The following is a 20,709-nucleotide window of genomic DNA, read 5'->3' as shown; positions in this document are numbered from 1 at the left end:
CGACCGTAAAATGAATTTACGGTCGATTTACAAGAAAATCTTTTTTCTCTATTTTATTTTTTCAATGATTTCCGTCAATGATTTAAACACATCCTCGACGGTGCCGTGACCATCTACGGAATAACATTTTTTCAATGCTTTGTAATGATCCGCAACGGGTAGCGTCTTTGCCTGATATTCCCTGAAACGATTTTCAATTACCGTCTCGTTATCATCGGCACGTCCCTCAATCTTCGCCCTTTCCAGCATCCGACGCATTAACTCATCGTGAGGCACTTCTATGCTGATCAATGCATTCAAAGGGTGCCCCGTCTTAACCAACATTTCGTCCAAAATCTCAGCTTGCGCTACCGTACGAGGGAAACCATCGAACAAGAATCCGTTCACTCCATCAATATGAGCAATGCTATTCTCGATCAACGCTACCACAAACTCATCGGATAACAACTCTCCCTTATTAATAATTCCGGCAGCCATTTTACCGAATTCCGAGCCAGCGGCGATCTCTTTACGGATCATATCCCCCGTCGAAAGATGGGCCAAATTGTATTTCTCCACCATCTTTTTTGCCTGAGTTCCTTTACCTGCACCCGGAGGGCCAAACAAAGCAATATTTAACATGATATTAATATATTAATTGATTACAACATAATTTACCGTGTACAAAGGTATACTTTAATCTAAATTACCGAACACGATTTCGGAAATATTTTAGTATTAATTTCTAAACAAAACAGTAATGACAAAACAAAACATTTACCACTGCAAACTACCTTGCAGATAGCTTTTTTTTCGTAATTTTGTTCGCAAAAATAAAGAGATATGAGCCCCCAAAAAGTAAAGCGCAAAACAACGCCACCCAAAAGAAAGAAAAGCAATTCAGCTCGTTTCCTCAAAAATATTTTTCTTGCCTTTCTATTTTGCGGAATGTTATTAGCTTTATTTATCTGTTGCGTCTATTTCGGAACGTGGGGAAAGATTCCGGATTACCGGGACTTACGAGCAATCCGAAATTACGAAGCTTCGTCGTTATATAGCGACGACGGAGAGTTATTAGGCAAATACTACATCGAAAACCGAACGAATATCATGTTTGACAGCATATCCCCGTATGCGATCAATGCACTGATTGCCACGGAAGATGTTCGTTTTTACGAACATCACGGTTTTGATAAAATCAGCATGTTAAGGGTCGTCGTCAAAACTCTGCTATTGGGAGACCGCAGCTCGGGCGGGGGCAGCACCCTCAGTCAACAATTAGCCAAAAACCTATTCCCGAGAGACTCCAAAAGCCGTTTTATGCTTCCCGTCATCAAAGTCAAAGAGATTATTACGGCTCATCGCCTGGAAAAATTGTATTCAAAAGACGAAATACTGACTCTTTATTTGAACACCGTCTCTTTCGGAGAGGATACTTTCGGTATTGAAAGTGCCGCTCAAAAATACTTTTCAACAACAGCAATGCATCTAACGCTCCCGGAAGCCGCAACATTGATCGGGATGTTAAAGGGACCCTCTTACTACAATCCCCGTCTCCATCCCGAAAGAGCATTACAACGCCGCAACACGGTGATCAACCAGATGGTTAAATACGATTATCTTACTGAAGAAGAAGGAAATAATCTTAAGAAAGAAAAATTGGAACTGGAATACAGACCCATTAACCATTATTCCGGACCTGCCCCCTATTTACGGGAGCGTATCAGACAAGACGCGGCTCAAATCATCAAAAAATACAACGAGACATACGGAACCTCTTACGATCTTTACAAGGACGGTTTAACAATCACGACCACGTTAGACGCGGAGATGCAACGTTACGCCGAAGAAGCCGTTCTGCAACATATGAAAAACCTTCAAAATGATTTTTATACCCATTGGGGAAAGCAAGAGCCCTGGTACAAAGATAAATCGGTGCTGGACAATGCCATCCGACAAAGCGAAATATATCAATCCCTCCAACAACAGGGATTATCTGAAAAGGAGATTTTAAAAGAGATGGGTAAAAAGAGACCCACGATTATTTACAGTACATACCAGGGTGAAACGAAGATGGAGATCTCGCCGATCGATTCCATAAAACATTATTTAAAATTTCTGCATCCGGGAGTCATCGCCGTAGAACCGCGAAGCGGCAAAATCAAAGTATGGATAGGAGGATTGAACTTTAAGTATTTCCAGTATGATCAGGTACTCGCCCCACGGCAGGTAGGTTCCGTTTTCAAACCGGTCGTATATAGCGCAGCCGTCCATCAGGGGGCACAAATAGACGCTTACTATAAAAACGAACAAAAAAGTTACCCGGCCTACGACAATTGGACACCCCGTAACTCCAATAATGAATACGGAGGTTTCTACACGTTAAAAGGAGCACTGAGCCAATCCATCAATACCATTGCCGTTGAAGTTCTGCTACAAACAGGTATGGAGAATACCATCCGGCATGCCCGCCGGCTCGGTATAACAAGTGATCTTCCCGCCGTCCCATCCATTGCACTCGGAACAGCGAATATCCCGCTTAACGAAATGATTTTGCCTTATATATGTTACGCGAACAACGGGACACGAGTCACTCCCTACTATTTACAAGAGATCAAAGACCGCGAAGGACGTCTTATTTACAAAGCCCCCGAACCGGAAAAGGAAGAAGTCATATCGGCAGAGGAAGCCCGGTTGATGTCCTATATGCTTTCGGACGTCATACGGGAAGGAACGGGAAGAAGACTAATTACAAACTACGGATTAAGCATGGCGATCGCCGGAAAAACAGGTACGACTCAAAATCAAGCGGACGGATGGTTTATCGGTTACAATCCGCGGATTGTCGTGGGTATCCGGGTCGGTGCCAACAACGCCCAAATTCACTTCAATTCTATCGCGTTAGGCCAGGGAGCGAATATGGCTCTGCCCATTTTCGGCTTGTTCATGCAAAAATGTCTGAAGAGCAATACATATGCCTATTGGGAAAAAACGAGTTTTCCCATGCCCGTATTGTATAAAAAAGAAGAACTGGAAAAGCCTATATTCAAAGATCACATGAACATCTTGGAAAGGATTGCCAATCAAAAAATTGAAAAAATAAAAAGAAACGATACGGTTACGCCCCAAAAGGAGAAAAAAGGATTTTTCCGACGCATCGGCAATTTGTTTAAAAAGAAAAATAAGAATTAATCCCCCGTCCCATGAAGAACAAAAATAAAATAACCACTCTTATCGCTCTCCTGGTTTTGATTATCGCTTTTAGTATCATATCCATGATTACCTTTCCGGCCGACATACGTTTCAGCTGGACCGGAATCAATCCTTGGAATACGGTAAAAGGCGTATTCTACATGTTCAATCGCTATATACGCGTAAACGCGTGGGTTAATTACTCCCTCACGGTACTCCTTATCGCTTACCTATGGTGGAGGATCTACGCTTTAGTCGGTCGGTTCAGAAGACGTCAATGACGTTTTTCCTTAACTGTCAAACGGTAACCGTCAGCATAATCGTTCTCTATCGCAACAAAAGAATCGACAGAAAGAATTTTCCTTAACGTTGAAATATAGCGTGCCAACTCCCGCTCTTTGGTGTCGTTATGTACCCCCCAAATATTCTCACACATCTCCTGTTTAGGGCATAATTCGTTCAAACGCATAGAGAGTAAACGCAATACCCGACTCTCGGTGGCCTTTAATTTATACTCCTTTCCGGATATGGACAACAGACGAGTCATATGGTCAAAGGTCGTCCGGGACGAAATGGCACATATACTTAATTCTTTCGATGATTTTTTATGCCTGGCATGTTCGATAGTCTTATTCAACCTGGCCCAGATCTCTTCCACGCGCATTCCTTTCACCAAATATTCATCTGCCCCTTCGTACAACGCATTATAATGATTTAAGGAGCTCAAAATAACAATAGGTACGACATCACCCCTTTCTCGAATCAATTTAATCAACTCGTACCCGTCTTTGCCGGGTAAGTCCATATCCAACACCAAAATATCCCAACCCGCACTCAGATAAACCTCCCAAGCTTCATCCCCATCCCGAACCATATGTATTTCAAATCCCGCTTTTTCAAAAACCTCGGTATAAGCAACGGCCGCTACCAAATCATCTTCCGCGTACAACATTCTCCATCTCTTCTCCATAATTTTCCATTTAAACAGAATATTCCTGACAAAAATAGAAATTCTTTTTTATAAGAAGTGAAATTACTACAATCTTACTACAATTGCTTATTTACCATTCATTCAAATAAATACTGAACACGGATCCCTCTCCCGGTGTACTCTCCAACCCCACTTTTCCCCCATGTGCTTTCACGATTTTCTTCACATAAGCCAATCCTAAACCAAAACCCTTTACCCGTCTTTTGCGATCCTCCCCTCGGTAATACTTCATGAACACTTTTTTCTGCCATTTTTTAGGTATTCCCTTTCCCTTATCCGAAACGGCGATCACGATTCCATTGCCTTTCACATAACATTGTACAGTAACATCGACGATTCCATCCGAATATTTTACCGCATTATCCAAAAGATTCCGAATGACACAAAACAGATGAACGGGGGAAGCGTAAATCATAGGAACGGGTATACGATAATCCAACTCCATACGTACCTCCTTCTTATTCCTGTTCGCCCATTGTTGCTCCTCGATCAACAAAGAGATTCCCTCCCTCAAATCGAACATTTTCTTTTCGATATCGGTATCGCAAATCTGACTCAAAGAACTTAATAAAGAGGTACTGGCTCGTCGCATATTGTTCATTTCCGACTCCATAAGGTCGTATTTTTTCCGTTCCCCTTCCGAAACAATCCCTTTCGTATTTTCCCGAAGTAACTCAAGTAAGGTACTCACGCTATTCAAAGGAGTATTAAAGTCATGAACAATCTGTTGCATCATTCCCTCCTGCAAAGAAACCAATTTTCTTTGCCGTCGATTCAGATAAACAATTCCAGCCAAAAGAAACAACAATAATAAAAACGTAATAAAAATACTTCCCAATTGTTGCCAAGAGCGCTCCCAAAACAGAGACAAAGGCAGATCGAAATAGATCGTAAATACCTCCCCCTCTTTTGATAAAAAAACAGGAGTAGCTACCTTATTCGCCGTATTCTTTTTCTCATCGGGAAAAAATGATGTCAGCTCTCCCGTTAATTTTTTAGCCACATAATAAAATTCCACTCCCTTCAAATTTTCCGGCAATTCTTCTCTTACCAAACGATCCAAAGAAGAGAAAAAAAACGTTGCCTCCGTCTGCTCCGAATAACGACAAGCTTCAGTAGAAAGTTGTTTATTAATAACACAAACGAGCGAATCTATATTTTTCGTCAGAATATCCGTTACTTCTCCCCCCCAATGCAGTCTTTCGGCCCGATACAAACGGTGACAAATAATAATTTGATTTACCATAAGCAGAAGCAACATAACGAGTACGATTCCACCTATCGTTCCGAACAATTTTTTAATAACCATCCTACCCTTTTTAAAAATTTACTACACTCTTACTATATTGTTTTACCGGACTATCCGAAAAAATACCGCACATTTGTACCGGAGATAATCAATATCTCTCCCGGGACAAAGATAAAGAATAATAAATACACAAAAAATGAGGTTATGATCACTCTCGTCGATATTAATAAAATTTACAGGACCAAAGAGGTCGAAACGCAAGCCCTCGAAAACGTGAATCTTTCCATTGAAAAAGGGGAGTTCGTTTCCATTATGGGACCTTCCGGTTGCGGTAAGAGTACGTTATTGAATATTATCGGTTTACTTGATAATCCTACCCGCGGTCAATTGCTGATTGAAAAGGTGGAAACGACAGGGCTATCCGATAAGGTGAAAGCGAAACTCAGAAACCGAAAGTTGGGATTTGTTTTTCAAAATTTCCATCTGATCCAAGCTCTGAATGTGTTGGATAACGTCGAACTTCCCTTACTTTACCGAAACGGTACGACCTCTTCGGAAAGACGAAAAAAGGCCATGGAAGTATTGGAAAAAGTCGGGTTATCCCATCGGTTAAAACATTTCCCTACCCAACTATCCGGAGGACAATGTCAACGGGTTGCCATCGCAAGAGCACTGATCGGCGGACCGGAAATTTTACTTGCCGATGAACCCACGGGCAATCTCGACAGTAAAATGGGGGCTGAAATCATAGATATACTTACACAATTAAACAAGGACGGGATGACTATCGTTATGGTTACCCACGATGAAAAGATCGCTCAAAAAACCAATCGCATTGTTCAATTCTCCGACGGTAAAATCATATGAAAAAGAAAATAACCCTATACCTGAAGTCGGCACTCTATAATATAGGACAAAACAAGGTCTATGCCTTATTTTGCATATTAGGTACGGCACTAACTTTTATTTTTGTAACGATCATATTGCAATTCGGAAATACCTTTCTCAATAACACGCCTCCGGGTGTCAATGTCGATCGTACCGTCATGGTCTCCTGCTGGAAAAAAGATCATCAAGGTCGATACTTGGGATATTTCACGAAAGAAGAGATCCCGAATATCATGAAACACGTGAAGGGGTACGAGACGTATTCTTTTATTCAGGGACAGCCGTTGAATCTTCTGATCAACGACCAGTTAAAATCAAACTATATAAACTATGTGAATCATGATTTTTGGAACATTTATCAATTTCAATTCATAGAAGGACGTCCTTTCACGGAAAAAGAACTCCAGACTCCCGTGGCAGTCATTACCGAGAGTTGCGCCAAACTCTATTTCAAAAACGGTTCTGCCCTAAATCAAACGATGGAAGCACAAGGGATAACTTACAAAGTCATCGGAGTTGTGAAAGATTTCTCTTTCATCGTCGTGAACCCGGTCGCCACGATCTGGGCTCCTTATACATTCAACCATTTTTGGCCAAACAGAACCCGATCTTATGACCTTTACATCATGTTTCCGCGGGAGATGCCGGAATCCCAAATGCGTAAAAACATGGCCAACGCTTTTATTGCCTATAATAAAGAACGAAACCGGGAAATCGAAATCTACCCCGAAGATTTTAACACGGTACTAAACGGTAGAACAAACAGTAAAGGCATAACAGGCATGGATTATGAGCTTTACCTCATGATTCTTCTTTTATTGGTTATTCCGGCCGTAAACATCATTACCCTTAACATCGCCAATACGGCAAACCGCTCGGAAGAAATCGGTATCAGAAGAGCCATGGGCGCCGGAAAAATGTCTGCTTTCCTACAAATCATGACTGAAAATATTCTTCTCGTGTTAACGGGAACACTATGGGGAGTATTGATCGTATACCCTATTTTCAATGCAATCAACAGCACTTTGTTGACGGCTTTCGTCTGTGAAGGAAGCATTCTGTTTCCTGAATTGAATATAAGCATCGTTCTATTTCAAGTATTACCCTTGTCCATCGTCTTTAGTTTTCTTGCCGGAGGCTTGCCGGCTTATATGGTTGCACAACGTAATATAGCGGAAACGCTGAAAGGAGGTAAAAAATGATCGCACATATCCTTAAATTAATCTGGAATCAAAGAAAGCACTACACGGGAATTTTCATCGAACAGGTTTTAGTTTTTATCATCCTGACTATCTGTATTCTTTCTTTTAGCGAGAAAGTCCGTCTCTACTTATCTCCCGGAAACTTAAATACGGAAAATACCATTATCTTTTGGTTGAACAACACAAACAATCACTCTCCCGAGGAGGTGGGCGAAAAGATACAAAGTCTTGTTTCGAAGATGAGACAAAAATATCCCTCCAGTATCATATCATACGGAGATTTAACCCCCTATTTAAACGGAGGACAATTCACAAAGAGAGACTCTGTCGTCGTGGACAATCGCAAAATACTCACCAAAATCTATAGGTCCGACAAAAACGGCCTGGCCGTCTATCAGCCTCAAATAGAAGAAGGAGAATGGTTTTCCGGTAATATTCCGGAAGACGGAAGCCTACCTTTGATCGTTAGCCGGCAATTCTTGGAAGAGTCAGGTTTAAAGCATCCTATCGGGAAAAAAATCCAGTACGGTAACTATACCTATACCGTCACAGGAGTCATTTCCGGGATTAAAAACAATCCATTCACCCCTTCGACCCCTACAATCGTTTTACCGATAAACGATAAACAAGATGCAAGCTTTGGCGGATTCGATGTTAAAATCATAGATAGCGATATCGATACATACGTTCAGGATTTATATAAAGAGTTTCGGAAAGAGTTTCCAGATCCTCTTGACACCCCGACAATAGACCGGATCGAACAATGGAAAATAGGTGAAATATTAGAAACGATCATATCGGTCTCGTTACAGGCTATTCCGACCCTTTTTCTTTTGGTCTTTGCCTTTATCGGCACTTTCGGCCTGTTTTGGGTCCATTCCCGAAAACGAAAATCCGAATACGCACTACGCATGGCGATAGGATCCACTCGTTTCCGAATGATCTATCTCGTAATCATGGAAAGCTTGGTTATCACTTGCTTGGCTATGTTACCCGGTTTAATCCTCTTCTGTTATATCTCGGATTTTACCCCGGGCAATTTGTTCACCATGGGAATCACGGTATGCATCATGTTAACGTTTGCCCTATTCAGTGCTTGGTATCCGGCCTATACGGTGAGCCAAATAAATCCCGCTGAAACCTTACACTATGAATAACAACATCTGATACTATGAAAACAATATGGACCGTATTATTCGGTTTTCTTTGTCTCTCTTCCATGGGACAAAAGGAAACCAAGGTAATCTCTTTATCCGAAGCCATAGAGTTAGCTAAAAACCAATCTACTGATGCTATGATTGTTAGAAACCGTTTTCAGGCTGCATACTGGCAATACCGGAATTTTAAAGCAGATCTATTACCTAATATCATGCTGAAAGGTACTCTTCCGAGTTTTAACCGTACTTTATCGAGTTACTTAAAAGAAGACGGCAGTCAGACCTTTATTTCCAACAATTCCCTGTCCGAGCAGCTCTCGTTGTCTATTTCACAGAATATTCCATTGACCGGAGGGCGTATCTCCCTTCAATCCGAATTAGAGAGAGTAGATCAATTAGACGGAGAAAAAAAGACCACTTATATGAGTATTCCCATCAGTATCTCTTTAAATCAACCCCTGATCTCTTCTCATCCGTTAAAATGGGATAAACGCATTGAACCGGAAAGATTCAAACAGGCCAAACAACAATTCGCAGTAGAGATGGAAAAGGTAGCGATTCAAGCAATCAATCATTATTTCAATCTTTTGTTAGCCTTAATAAACGTGGATATTGCCCAACAAAATCTGGAACACTCCTCTAAATTAGTAAAGATTGCCTCAAGTAAAAAAAACATGGGGCTTATTTCGGATAACGAACTATTGCAATTAAAACTGAATCAGCTGAATGCTTCCTCCGCATTGATACAGACCCAGCAGGAGTATGAACAAAAAATGTTCGCTCTTCGCAACTACCTCGGCTATAACGAACAAATCGATATTAAACCGGAAATTCCTGCCGCATGTCCAGATATCGAGATTTCCATAGAACGAGTAATGGAAATAGCAAATAAAAATAATCCATTCCGTTATGATATTGTTTGCCGATTATTGGAGGCCAAGCAACAAATAGCCCAAGCAAAAGCAGAAAGCGGTTTTCAGGCAGACATATACGCGACAATCGGATATACTGGAAGCAATACGACTTTTAAAAGAACGTATCAAAATCTCCAAAACCGGGAAGCTGTCAGTTTAGGGATCAGCATCCCCATTCTAAACTGGGGAAAACGAAAAGGCAAGATCGAATTGGCTCGCTCCCGGGAAGAGATTACGAAAAACGAGGTACAGCAATCAAGACTGAATTTCGAACAAAACGTAATTACCATCGTCAGGCAATACCAGGAACAAAGACGACTAAATGAAATTGTCCAGTTGGCAGATACCATAGCCCAGCAACGCTATAAAACAGCATACGAAACTTTCGTGATGGGACAAATAAGCGTATTGGACATTAACGCGGCACAAGTAGAAAGGGATAATGCCAAACGCAATTACATCCATCAACTGTCCTCTTCGTGGACTCAATTTTATACCCTCAGGCAATTGACCCTTTTTGATTTTGAATTAAATAAAGACATTATCTACGACGAATTTAAAACCTTAAATTTCTAATCATGGACAGAGCGATTTCACCCGAAATAAAAAAACAACGAAAACAAAAACTGATACTACAGATCGCCGTAATCTCCTTTTTTACCGGGATAGGCTTTTATTCTCTGATGTATTTGTTTCAACCCGGCATTGCAGCTAAAAATATACGGATATATGCCGTCGATAAAGGCCCCTTAGAGATATCGGTCTATGCCGTCGGAAAAATAGTCTCTCAAGAAGAACAGGTTATTACCTCCCCCGTGTCTTCCAAAATTCTGGAAGTATATAAAAAAGCGGGAGAAAAGGTAACAAAGGGTGAAGCCTTGCTAAAACTCGATCTGGAAACCATAAAAACAGAATACGAAACCAAACAGGAAGAGCTTCAAATGAAAAAAAACAAATTGGAACTCCAGAAAGCTACTCTTGAAAACCAACTCTCTGAAATGCAAATGCAGATTGCAATTGACGAGATGCAACTCAAACGATCGGAGGTAATGTTGTACAACGAAAAATACTTGGACAGTATAGGGGCCAGCACCGCCGACAAAGTCCGACAGACGGAATTAGACTATAAAGTCAAGCAGATGCAGTTAGAACAATTCAAACGTAAATTCGCCAATCAACAACGGACTTCGGAAGCCGAGATCAAATCTTTGGAGTTAGACTATAAAATTGCCCGAAAAAACATCGATCTGATGTTTAAGACCTTGGGCGAAGCCCAAATACGAGCACCGCATTCCGCCACCTTAACCTGGATCAATGATCAGGTCGGTTCTTCCGTCAATCAAGGTTCGGACGTAGCCGTCATTTCCGATCTTACCCGCTTCAAAATAGAAGCCGAAATAGCCGACGGATATGCCGATAAAATCAATTCAGGAAATCGGGTCACCGTAAAAATAGGAAGCGATAAACTCTCCGGTACCGTAAGCAATGTTACTCCATCCGTAAAAAACGGCATGATCAAATTCTCCGTTTTACTCGCGGAAAACAATCATCCTAAACTACGTTCAGGCCTAAAGGTAGATACCTATGTTACCCATGCCCTCAAAGAAGAGGTTCTACGGATCGGAAACGGGTCGTACTATATAGGTCCGGGAGAATACGATTTATGGATTGTTTCAGAGGGTAAAGCAATCAAAAAGAAAGTGATATTGGGAGAAGGCAGTTTCGAACAAATCGAAGTCATCAACGGTCTGGCAACCGGAGACCGAGTCATCGTATCGGATATGTCCCGTTACCAAAACGATAAAAAAATCCGCATCAAAAACTGACAATCCAATAATTCAGAGATTAAACGATTAGATGATTGAGTGATTGATTTTGAATCACAGAATCTGCAATTAATTTATGATTTACGATTTATGATTAAAATTCCAATATTGCCATCTTTAAATCGTAAATCACTAAATCACAAAATCTCTAAATCACAAAATCTCTATATTGTTATTCTCTAACCTCATAAGCCCTTTTTTATAGCACACCGTACCCATCTATATCATCTGAAAGTAATTTATGATTTATAATTAACATTCAGATATTGCTATCTTTAAATCTAAAATCGTAAATCTACAATTTAAAATCAATTCATTCTCTAACCCCATACACTCTCTGGGATAGATATTTTACCGCCACGACAAAGAACCCCGTCAATACAAGATTCAATACCAAACTGAGAATAGAGATAATCAACGCCGGTCCGCCCAATTGATAGCCCATAGCAATAACGATGATCCCGGCACCGACCTCTCCCCGGGTAAACATTCCCACGGAAAGAGCCAAACGTTCCAGTATATTCCGGTCACGATAGAAAAACAAGGGAAACATCTTTCCCAGGTTGGAAAGGAAAGTAACAACGACTACATGAAAAATCAGCACTCCCCAACCCGGCATAGCCTCTCCGCTCGTATCCAATCCTATGAACAACGGCGTACTCAACCCCACCAAAAACATAAAAAGATAAGAGATAAAACTGGAAACACGCACCTCGATAACAGAGGTGTGATGTACGGCCTTCATTACCATACCTAACACAAAAGCCGGTAATAGAACCTCGATATGAATGGCTCCATCCTGTCCCATCAAGTACTTCGTCAGCAAATAGATACTCTCAAAAGCGGCCACAATACAAACGGAATAAATCACGATCGCCCTCCAGGATTGTGGAATATCCAAAGAACTCAACTTCTTCCAGCCGAAAATCAACAGAAGACAAACGACCAATATGATAACAAACAATTGCCATCTAAAACCGATCATCAATATCTGTAAAGGAATCATCAACAATATGGTATCCAAATCGTCGAAAATAGCCAATACCTGTGTCTTCTTGTAAATCCATTCTTGTTTTAGCCCGGCAGCCGCTAACATAGTAAACAAAATTCCGGCAGAAGTCGGAGCTGCAAATCGACTGATCAATAAATTTTTATCCCAGGACAAACCGGAATCAAGAAAAAAGATATAATAGACAGCAATAAAAATCCAGGGAACAGCAGCCGTAGCCATCGCAATAAAATAATCGGCAGTATAAGATTTCCATCTGGTTTTATCTAACTCGAACTCCCTTCCAACATTGATCATGATAAAAGCAAGGCATATAAACATGAGCCATTTGGAAACTCCTGATACTATCCCATATGTCGCCCCCATCGTCGAAGGTAACACCTGGGATAGCAGTAAACCACACAACAAAAAAACAGAAAACAAAAAAACTTTCTTCATCCGGTCAATATATTACATAATTCCTCTTAACCCACGCGAAGATAATGAAATCCTCCACGTAAGCTGATAATTTAAAAACAGTAGAGTCTGAAAATATAAATAACAAATATTGATAAAACTTAAACATTAGCTATTCATACTTAATAGTCTCCGGTTTAGATATACGGTAATCGAAAAATCCGGTTCTACGTCGACTGGAAATATCTACATCAAAAGAGTGAAAACCGGGTGGAACTTTAGGATAATAGGTTAAACGAATACTCACATTTTTAAATATCAGATTATCGTTCCGCAAATTCACACTAACCCCGACTGCCCAATAAGTCTGAGCTTTCAAAATGGATTTATTTCCCTCTGCCAAAGCGCCGGCATCGACGAAACCGGTAAGCGAAGCACGGAATCCCCGCTTGATATAAGGTAAAAAAAGCGTTGCCGACAAAGAACCGGAAAGCCTTTGATTTCCTCTTAACGTATCGGTATCAAAACCTGTAATCTTACTATCCTCGAAATAGATGTAATCATCGTTGCTGCGCTTGATTCCTTTCACATACTCCATACTGCTGTAAAAACGCAGACGGTGTTTGGACAAATGATATAAACGACTGAAATAACTGGCTCCTAATTTAAAAACTCCACTTTCAAAATCGTACCCGTCCATAAAAGATCCCAAAGCCGCATGAAACGCGTAAAAACGATCCGTGTATTTATTAAACCAGGAATAATACCACTCCGTCCCTATATAACCGTTTTTTGTAAAATCGCCTCTCTCGTATCCGTAAAGCAATGCTCCATACAAACCGGAAGGAATATCCTCCGTCCGACCGAAATCATAAATCAGATTAGCTTTAAAATATTTCAATTTCATAAAAGCGATCGCCCCGATAAAAGTATTTCGGTTATAATAGTAAGAATTCGAATCGCTGGTCACAATCGGTCGATTGACGAATTGCGTCCCCATATATCGACCGGTCAAATAAAGATTACGAGTAAAACTGTATTTTTCTCCCAAATAAAAAGATCTCCCCACCCATGTATCGAATAAACGATAATTGAACAACTCCACAGGCTTCGTAATATCTCGGTCTACCAAAGTCGACGAAGAGTATACCCGACTATAACCGACACCTCCCGCCCACTTTGTGCGAGAGGTTTGAAAAGATCTATTCAAAGAGAGGGTCAACATATCCCGGACATAAGTATTCTCATAACTGCCATAAAAATCCACCCGGGTAGAAAACAAATTATCAACCTGATACTCGATAAGGTTACCCCAACGTTGTTCTTTCCGTCCCCGATAGCTGGCCCGATAATGTACCTGATGTCCCCTTCTAAATAAATTTTTACTCTCTATACCGATATCCGCCGCATTTAAAAAATTACTCCAAACCTCTCCCGTCCAAGAAAATTCATCTTTACAGATAACCAACAAATCCACCTCATCGGTATTTCCCGGTATCTCCTCTATCTCGATTAAAACGTCGTCGATATTAGAAAGACGTTTTAATAAAACTTCATTCTCTACTAACTCGAAAGGATCTACCGTCATGCCCGGTTTTACGGTCAACTGTTTCTTCACGATCCGTTCCGAAGTTTTCTGGTGTACATTATTACCCATCATACGCAACCAATCCAAACTATCCCGTTCGTATATCGTGTCCCTGACACTCGTCCCGAATGGCGGAAGAATCTTAACATCAATCTCCCGAATTTTTTTTCCCCTGTACTTCTTATACCGATCCTCGCTATTTTCCGATTGTACAACATCGATATTATATTTTTTGGGATTAACAAAAATCATTTTATACAACTCTTTCGTCCATTTCCAACGATAAGCCGCATTCTTTATTTTCGTATATTCGTAGCGAAGCGTATCCCGGATCAGACTATCCGGTTGAAACACACCGCTCTCCGCGATTGTATCCCGCCAAATCTTTTTCTCCACACGAACATTTTCCGACGAAGGTTGTGCATGACCTTGCCCCACGACCGCTACACACGCTAACACCAAAATCAGAATCTTAACCATTACTCCTTTTTCTCTGAAAATTTACTCCGAGACGATCAATTTTTTAAACCCATCGGACATCCACACTCCTTGTTTTCCCTTGTCGTCCAAATATACGAAACAAGCTTCCAATTCTGTGTCTTTTTCTATGATTTTTTGAGCCTTTTCTTTCCCTATAACCATAAAAGCCGTAGCATAAGCATCCGCCTCCATACAGGTGGGAGCATACACGGAAGAACTCAATATATCCCGTTGAACCGGATAACCCGTTTTCGGATTGATCGTGTGGGCGTATTTTTTCCCGTCTACCACATAAAAGTTTCTATAATTGCCAGAGGTTGCCAAAGCTCCCTTCTCTATGGCGACCACCGCCTGCAATTCCCTCGTGGAAGCACTCACATCATCCACGGGTTTGTCTATTCCTATCCTCCAGGCACGCTTCTTACTGCTTATTCCCCGTACCCGGATTTCACCTCCGATATCGACCATGTAATTCTTTACTCCTTTTTTATCTAAAAAATCGGCCACCAAATCGACCCCTAATCCTTTAGCGATAGAACTTGCATCAAGCTGTACCCCCCCTATGGCCTTGATAAGCCGCATGCCATTCAAAGTCAATTTATCCATTCCGATATATTGCAATAAAGAATCCACTTTCTCTGCCGAAGGCAAACGCTCATTCTTAAATCCAAATCCCCAAGCATTGGATAACGGAGCCACGGTAATATCAAAGGCTCCTTCCGTCGCATCATACACTTTTTGAGCTTGAATAAACATCCTGACAAAGAGCGAATCGACCCGATCGCTTTCTTCGCGATTGATCTTCGCAATCACGGAACGTGGGTTAAACATAGAAAGAGAATAATTTACCCGTTCCATCTCTTTTATGATAACAGTATCGTAATTCAGCACACTCTCGTAAGAGATAGAATAATAAGTCCCGTATATTTTCCCCTCCATAAATTTGTATTCCTGATGACGACAACCGACGACAACCAACAGGAATCCGACAATCAATATCCAGTTCCTCATTTTATTCCATTAAAAATAATATCCTAAACTAAAGTAAAAACCTAATTTTTTCGTCCAGTTTGACAGACTAAAAGTGACATCTATAGGTCCCACGATGCTGTCATAAGAATAACCGGCCCCGCCACCCCATATATCATCACCACTCAAAATATCAAAGAAATTATCTTTTTGCTTGGCATAATTTCCAATCAAAGAAACATAATGATTCATTCCCAAACGATACCTGAAATGCAATTTAGCCACGACAAGCGAATTTTCGAATTGCTCCAAGTTTTGTATTCCATAAAAAGGCAATTGCTGTGCGACATATCTTCCGGCAACTTCTCCCCCCATGGCATTCATATAGGGATAAGCAACATTCTTTCCTATCAAAATCCGACCATAAATAGAAGGTAACATCTTTACCCGTCGAGTAATTGAAATAACCGAAGTAAAATCAAACCCCAAAGCGGAGAAAGGAGTCCCGCCATTATAATTCACAAAATTATCCGTGTAAAAAGAGTAATCCACCTTTAAAGAACTCCCTCTCGTGGGATAATAGCGCTTATCAAAAGTCTCGACGTGAGCCAGCCCGTAATAAATGAAAAATCCTTCCGGTTCCACGTTTATGTTATGCTCCCGATCCGCGTACAAAAAGGCGTCATAATCAAAATATTCATACCGCAAACCCAGTTGAAACTTTAAATTCTTAAAATAGATATCCGAAATGCTCAAATCTCCCCGATGAAACGTATAAGTTATATTATCTGTTTTCTTTCCTTTTACATATATGTTCAAATCATTGTATTTAAACATATAGGAAATATTAAAACGCCTTAAAAAAGTATTCCCTAAAGAGTAATCCAATTGTACGTACGGGTTTTTACTCAGCCGACCGGTTAAAGAGAGACGAGAGCCTCGCAAGGTCCGGTGGCTGATGGTCGTATTCAATAAAATAGCCGCCATCTCTTCCGTATCGAAACGGAATCCGAGATTCAACGAACTCATGGATTTTTCCTTTAGAATCAATTCCAAATTATAATGGGGAGCATCGGTTATACGGTAACTGACATGAGCGAACGCTCCCGTCCCGTATAACTCGGCAATAGCCTGATGTATATCACGCGTAGTAATACGGGTATAATTTTTCAATCGTATTTTTCTCTTCAGCCATTTTTCATCCCGTTCATCAATACCTTTAATGACAATCCGATTCACCCAAATCGTATCGCTTTCAAGTAATTTATTCTCTATCTCTTTTTCCTCCTTTGCCTCTTCCCCTATTCCTATCTCTTTCTTCAAAGCAATCAACTCATCCCACTGACTTCTGGCAACCCGTTCCCCGCGCATGATCAACGTATCGATAGCCTCCCGGGAAAAACTCGCCGCCGAATAAGGAGCCACATCCGGTTTTATATACACGTTCAATAACTTCTTGTTCTCCTCGTACTTTTGAATCCCCAAAAAAGAGGTCATTTGATCGATAATACCCGTTACGGATTCCAACCCTTCAGCATCCCTCAACTCGGCTTGTACATCCACTCCTATCAAAATATCAGCCCCCATTTGCTTAGCCAAATCTGCCGGAAAATTATTGGAGATTCCACCGTCAACCAATACCATACCATTTTTAAGTACCGGGGCAAAAACACCGGGAATAGCCATACTTGCCCGCATAGATAAGGGCAAACTACCTCTATCCAGTACAACCTCCTTACCGTCCACCAAATTACTGGCTACACAGGCAAAAGGGATCGGCAACCGGTCAAAATTCAACGAATCATGGTAACCGATCGTCAAATCGGAAAAAAGATTATAAATATTTTGTCCGCTAATAAAACCAGAAGGCATTTTTATCTCCCGGTTATTGTTAATCGGGATCGAAATCAAATACTTTTCATTTACCTCCTTCTCAGAAAAAGGCAAATTATAACGATATACCTTATCACTCAATAAAAAAATCCAATCTTGCTTCCGTACCAAACTATCCATGATATGAGCATCATACCCGATGGCATACAAAGCTCCCACGATAGCCCCCATACTCGTTCCCGCAATATAATCTATCGGTATCCCGGCCTCTTCCAACACTTTCAGTACCCCAATATGAGCCACACCTTTAGCACCGCCTCCACTCAATACCAAACCCACCTTTTTACGTTGGGCATTCCCATCCATTACAACAAAAAAAACGATAAGCAACAATAACAATCGTCTCATACAAACATTTTTAATTCAGCCTTCCATTACCCCTCCGTTCAATCTTCCCAAATGTAGTTATTTCTCCTGAATTCACCATCGTACCCGGTTAAAAAACATTCCATCACTCATAAATTAAATCTACCTGTAAACATTTATCCTTACATTTTTACAATAAAATAAAAAGGCTTTTACCGGCGATTCGTTTTATTTCGTTATTTTTGCCAAGACTGTGGAAAAAATAAGGAAAAATATGACAAAGATATTGGTAATTGATGACGAACGTAGCATTCGGAATTCAATGAAAGACATATTACTGTATGAAGGACATGAAGTTCTTTTGGCAGAAAACGGCATGGAAGGACTGGTAACCGTGAAATCGGAAAAACCGGACATCGTTTTTTGTGATATTAAGATGCCGAAGATGGAAGGGATAGAGGTTTTGGAACGCATCAAGGAATTTTCCGTCGATACCCCCGTTATCATGATCTCCGGACACGGTACGATAGACACAGCCATCGAGGCGATTAAAAAAGGCGCTTATGATTTTATCGAGAAACCTTTGGATCTGAACCGTCTACTGATCACGATCAAAAATGCGACCGACAAGCATCAGCTTATACACGAAACCAAAACGCTGAAAAATAAAGTCAGTAAAAAATACGAGATGATCGGAAATTCCGAAGCTCTCAATCATGTTCGCTCGATGATCGAGAAAGTAGCCGTTTCGGATGCACGGATTTTAATTACCGGTCCGAACGGTTCCGGAAAAGAACTGGTCGCCCGTCAACTCCATGAACTCAGTAATCGCCGGAATAACGCCTTTGTCGAAGTCAACTGTGCCGCAATTCCCTCCGAACTGATCGAAAGCGAATTATTCGGACACGAAAAAGGAGCCTTCACTTCTGCCATAAAACAGAAAAAGGGAAAGATTGAACTTGCTAACGAGGGAACCCTGTTCCTGGACGAAATAGGTGATATGGGCTTAAGTGCCCAGGCAAAAGTACTACGTGCCCTGCAAGAACAAAAGATCACACGGGTCGGAGGAGACACGGATATCAATGTGGATGTACGGGTGATTGCCGCTACCAATAAGAATCTGAAGCAGGAAATTGAAAAAGGAAATTTCCGGGAAGACCTGTACCACCGCCTCAGTGTCATTATCATAGACGTTCCGCCGTTGAACCAAAGAATCGAAGATATCGAGCCCTTAACCAATTATTTTATCAGTGAGATCTGTTCGGAAATGGGTATTGCCACCAAAACGCTTACCCCGGATGCCATAAAAGCCTTAAAAGGATGCGATTGGACGGGTAATATCCGGGAACTACGCAATGTCGTAGAACGTTTGATCATTTTATGCGGTCAGACCATTACCAAAGAAGATGTTGAGATGTATAGGTAATAAAACATGATGGGAAAAGAAAGTAAACTACATATCGTCCTGTTAGGACGCAGAAATAATGGGAAAAGTTCTCTCATTAACCTGTTAACGGGACAAGAGATAGCTATTGTTTCTGAAATTGCGGGAACCACAACCGATACGGTTAAAAGAAGTTATGAAATTCCGGATTTCGCCTCCGTTATTTTTATGGATACGGCAGGAATTGACGATTCCGGAGAACTCGGAAAAAAAAGAGTAGAAAAAACCCGAAACGCGATTACTCAAGCCGATATCGCCATAGTCGTAATCGCCCATAACCGATTCGGACAGGAAGAAGAGTCGTTAATCAACGATTTACAAAAGTTAGAAATACCTTTTATCATTCTCCATAACAAAAGTGATGAAGAATCCCTGCTTCCCGCACTTGAAAACAAATTAGTAAAAGCATATCGCTGCCCTGTTATTGATTTTTCGACGCTTTCCCGGCAAAATCATCGCGTTATCGAAGCTTTGAAAGAGGTGTGGAAAAGTCAACAACAAGGACCGGAATCTTTAATCGGGGATTTGCTCTCCCCCGGAGATGTCGTTTTATTGATAACACCTGTCGACTCCGAAGCTCCGGCCGGGCGTTTAATCTTACCGCAAGTACAAATGATCCGGGATATCTTGGACAACCACTGTACAAGCATTGTTTTACAACCCGAGGAGATTGCCACTTTTCTACAAAAAACAGGGATACGTCCCGGATTAGCCATCGCAGACAGCCAGGTTTTTAAAAAAGTAGCAGCCATCGTACCCGAAGAGATACCCCTGACCAGTTTCAGTATAGTCTTGGCCCGGCATAAGGGGCAATTCGAAGCTTACTTGCAAGGAACGGGACAAATTGAGAATCTGAAAGAAGGAGACCGCATACTCATGCTGGAATCCTGTTCTCACCATGTCTCCTGCGAGGATATCGGACGCCATAAAATCCCGCACTGGCTACAAACCTATACCGGTAAAACATTTACCTTTGATTTTATCGCGGGATTGGATAACATCGCTCGGCCGGTCACGGACTACGCCATGGTCATCCAATGCGGAGGATGTATGATTACCGGTAAACAATTAAAAAACAGACTTCAACCCGCCATCGACGCTGGAATACCGGTCAGTAATTACGGCATGACCATCGCCTACCTGCACGGTATCTTTAACCGGGCCATAGAGGTATTTAAAAAATCGGGAAATTGAAAAACTTCCCGATTTTTAATATGAAAGAATCG

At 41.2% G+C, this 20,709-nt stretch carries 16 protein-coding genes; 9 read left to right on the top strand and 7 right to left on the bottom strand.

Annotation, left to right across the window (positions count from 1 at the left end; all coding sequences use genetic code 11):
• Positions 1–48 precede the first annotated feature (48 nt).
• A complete protein-coding gene (locus BN3283_RS05850) occupies positions 49–621 on the bottom strand; it encodes an adenylate kinase (protein ID WP_041503818.1) in 573 nt (190 codons plus the stop codon).
• A gap of 306 nt (positions 622–927) precedes the next feature.
• Here BN3283_RS05850 and BN3283_RS05845 point away from each other — a divergent pair, with 306 nt between their 5' ends.
• Both BN3283_RS05845 and BN3283_RS05840 read left to right on the top strand, forming a co-directional pair.
• Positions 928–3,171 carry a transglycosylase domain-containing protein gene (locus tag BN3283_RS05845; RefSeq protein ID WP_286137557.1) on the top strand — a complete coding sequence of 748 codons (2,244 nt, stop codon included), beginning with the start codon at positions 928–930 and terminating at the stop codon, positions 3,169–3,171.
• 11 nt (positions 3,172–3,182) lie between these two features.
• A complete protein-coding gene (locus BN3283_RS05840) occupies positions 3,183–3,452 on the top strand; it encodes a hypothetical protein (protein WP_059026059.1) in 270 nt (89 codons plus the stop codon).
• Here the strand turns inward: BN3283_RS05840 and BN3283_RS05835 are convergent.
• Positions 3,446–4,141, bottom strand: a complete 696-nt coding sequence (locus BN3283_RS05835; RefSeq protein WP_059026058.1) for a response regulator transcription factor — start codon at positions 4,139–4,141, stop codon at positions 3,446–3,448. The genes BN3283_RS05840 and BN3283_RS05835 overlap by 7 nt on opposite strands.
• Before the next feature lie 91 nt (positions 4,142–4,232).
• Positions 4,233–5,471 carry a sensor histidine kinase gene (locus tag BN3283_RS05830; protein WP_059026057.1) on the bottom strand — a complete coding sequence of 413 codons (1,239 nt, stop codon included), beginning with the start codon at positions 5,469–5,471 and terminating at the stop codon, positions 4,233–4,235.
• 144 nt (positions 5,472–5,615) lie between these two features.
• Here BN3283_RS05830 and BN3283_RS05825 point away from each other — a divergent pair, with 144 nt between their 5' ends.
• The 5 genes from BN3283_RS05825 to BN3283_RS05805 are packed head-to-tail and all read left to right on the top strand — an operon-like array spanning position 5,616 to position 11,398.
• A complete protein-coding gene (locus tag BN3283_RS05825) occupies positions 5,616–6,278 on the top strand; it encodes an ABC transporter ATP-binding protein (RefSeq protein ID WP_059027186.1) in 663 nt (220 codons plus the stop codon).
• On the top strand, positions 6,275–7,501 hold the full coding sequence (locus tag BN3283_RS05820; protein ID WP_059026056.1) for an ABC transporter permease: 1,227 nt from the start codon (positions 6,275–6,277) through the stop codon (positions 7,499–7,501). The genes BN3283_RS05825 and BN3283_RS05820 overlap by 4 nt, the downstream gene beginning before the upstream one ends.
• The gene (locus BN3283_RS05815) at positions 7,498–8,658 is read left to right on the top strand and encodes an ABC transporter permease (RefSeq protein WP_059026055.1); all 1,161 of its coding nucleotides are present in this window, start codon (positions 7,498–7,500) and stop codon (positions 8,656–8,658) included. The genes BN3283_RS05820 and BN3283_RS05815 overlap by 4 nt, the downstream gene beginning before the upstream one ends.
• 14 nt (positions 8,659–8,672) lie before the next feature.
• Entirely contained in the window at positions 8,673–10,148 is a 1,476-nt protein-coding gene (locus tag BN3283_RS05810) for a TolC family protein (protein WP_059026054.1), read from the top strand.
• Between the two features lie 2 nt (positions 10,149–10,150).
• Complete coding sequence (locus tag BN3283_RS05805; protein ID WP_059026053.1) at positions 10,151–11,398, top strand: efflux RND transporter periplasmic adaptor subunit; 1,248 nt, start codon at positions 10,151–10,153, stop codon at positions 11,396–11,398.
• A 313-nt stretch (positions 11,399–11,711) separates the two neighbouring features.
• Here BN3283_RS05805 and BN3283_RS05800 read toward each other — a convergent pair whose 3' ends face one another.
• The 4 genes from BN3283_RS05800 to BN3283_RS05785 form a co-directional block, all read right to left on the bottom strand.
• Positions 11,712–12,845 carry a cation:proton antiporter domain-containing protein gene (locus BN3283_RS05800; protein ID WP_059026052.1) on the bottom strand — a complete coding sequence of 378 codons (1,134 nt, stop codon included), beginning with the start codon at positions 12,843–12,845 and terminating at the stop codon, positions 11,712–11,714.
• A 130-nt stretch (positions 12,846–12,975) separates the two neighbouring features.
• Positions 12,976–14,871, bottom strand: coding sequence for a BamA/TamA family outer membrane protein (locus tag BN3283_RS05795; RefSeq protein ID WP_059026051.1), 1,896 nt, complete (start codon positions 14,869–14,871; stop codon positions 12,976–12,978).
• A 21-nt stretch (positions 14,872–14,892) separates the two neighbouring features.
• Positions 14,893–15,882, bottom strand: a complete 990-nt coding sequence (locus BN3283_RS05790; protein WP_059026050.1) for an FAD:protein FMN transferase — start codon at positions 15,880–15,882, stop codon at positions 14,893–14,895.
• A 9-nt stretch (positions 15,883–15,891) separates the two neighbouring features.
• Positions 15,892–18,081, bottom strand: a complete 2,190-nt coding sequence (locus BN3283_RS05785; protein ID WP_059026049.1) for a patatin-like phospholipase family protein — start codon at positions 18,079–18,081, stop codon at positions 15,892–15,894.
• 232 nt (positions 18,082–18,313) lie between these two features.
• On the opposite strand from BN3283_RS05785, the gene BN3283_RS05780 reads away from it, so the two are divergent.
• Together BN3283_RS05780 and hydF are read left to right on the top strand one after the other, a co-directional pair.
• On the top strand, positions 18,314–19,465 hold the full coding sequence (locus tag BN3283_RS05780) for a sigma-54-dependent transcriptional regulator (protein WP_059026048.1): 1,152 nt from the start codon (positions 18,314–18,316) through the stop codon (positions 19,463–19,465).
• Positions 19,466–19,471: 6 nt separating this feature from the next.
• Positions 19,472–20,677, top strand: a complete 1,206-nt coding sequence (gene hydF / locus BN3283_RS05775; RefSeq protein WP_286137548.1) for a [FeFe] hydrogenase H-cluster maturation GTPase HydF — start codon at positions 19,472–19,474, stop codon at positions 20,675–20,677.
• Positions 20,678–20,709: the final 32 nt, after the last annotated feature.

The sequence above is a fragment of the Gabonibacter massiliensis genome, from assembly GCA_001487125.1.
Classification (GTDB): domain Bacteria; phylum Bacteroidota; class Bacteroidia; order Bacteroidales; family Marinifilaceae; genus Gabonibacter; species Gabonibacter massiliensis.
The sequence above is the reverse complement of the archived record's forward strand: the minus strand, read 5'-3'. Positions and strand labels throughout refer to the sequence as shown.

Coding starts and splice junctions, on each gene's coding strand:
- BN3283_RS05820 (WP_059026056.1), top strand. CDS start 6,275: ATGAAAAAGAAAATAACCCTATACCTGAAGTCGGCACTCTATAATATA.
- BN3283_RS05780 (WP_059026048.1), top strand. CDS start 18,314: ATGACAAAGATATTGGTAATTGATGACGAACGTAGCATTCGGAATTCA.
- BN3283_RS05785 (WP_059026049.1), bottom strand. CDS start 18,081: ATGAGACGATTGTTATTGTTGCTTATCGTTTTTTTTGTTGTAATGGAT.
- BN3283_RS05840 (WP_059026059.1), top strand. CDS start 3,183: ATGAAGAACAAAAATAAAATAACCACTCTTATCGCTCTCCTGGTTTTG.
- BN3283_RS05790 (WP_059026050.1), bottom strand. CDS start 15,882: ATGAGGAACTGGATATTGATTGTCGGATTCCTGTTGGTTGTCGTCGGT.
- BN3283_RS05835 (WP_059026058.1), bottom strand. CDS start 4,141: ATGGAGAAGAGATGGAGAATGTTGTACGCGGAAGATGATTTGGTAGCG.
- BN3283_RS05850 (WP_041503818.1), bottom strand. CDS start 621: ATGTTAAATATTGCTTTGTTTGGCCCTCCGGGTGCAGGTAAAGGAACT.
- BN3283_RS05795 (WP_059026051.1), bottom strand. CDS start 14,871: ATGGTTAAGATTCTGATTTTGGTGTTAGCGTGTGTAGCGGTCGTGGGG.
- BN3283_RS05825 (WP_059027186.1), top strand. CDS start 5,616: ATGATCACTCTCGTCGATATTAATAAAATTTACAGGACCAAAGAGGTC.
- BN3283_RS05800 (WP_059026052.1), bottom strand. CDS start 12,845: ATGAAGAAAGTTTTTTTGTTTTCTGTTTTTTTGTTGTGTGGTTTACTG.
- BN3283_RS05815 (WP_059026055.1), top strand. CDS start 7,498: ATGATCGCACATATCCTTAAATTAATCTGGAATCAAAGAAAGCACTAC.
- hydF (WP_286137548.1), top strand. CDS start 19,472: ATGATGGGAAAAGAAAGTAAACTACATATCGTCCTGTTAGGACGCAGA.
- BN3283_RS05830 (WP_059026057.1), bottom strand. CDS start 5,471: ATGGTTATTAAAAAATTGTTCGGAACGATAGGTGGAATCGTACTCGTT.
- BN3283_RS05805 (WP_059026053.1), top strand. CDS start 10,151: ATGGACAGAGCGATTTCACCCGAAATAAAAAAACAACGAAAACAAAAA.
- BN3283_RS05845 (WP_286137557.1), top strand. CDS start 928: ATGTTATTAGCTTTATTTATCTGTTGCGTCTATTTCGGAACGTGGGGA.
- BN3283_RS05810 (WP_059026054.1), top strand. CDS start 8,673: ATGAAAACAATATGGACCGTATTATTCGGTTTTCTTTGTCTCTCTTCC.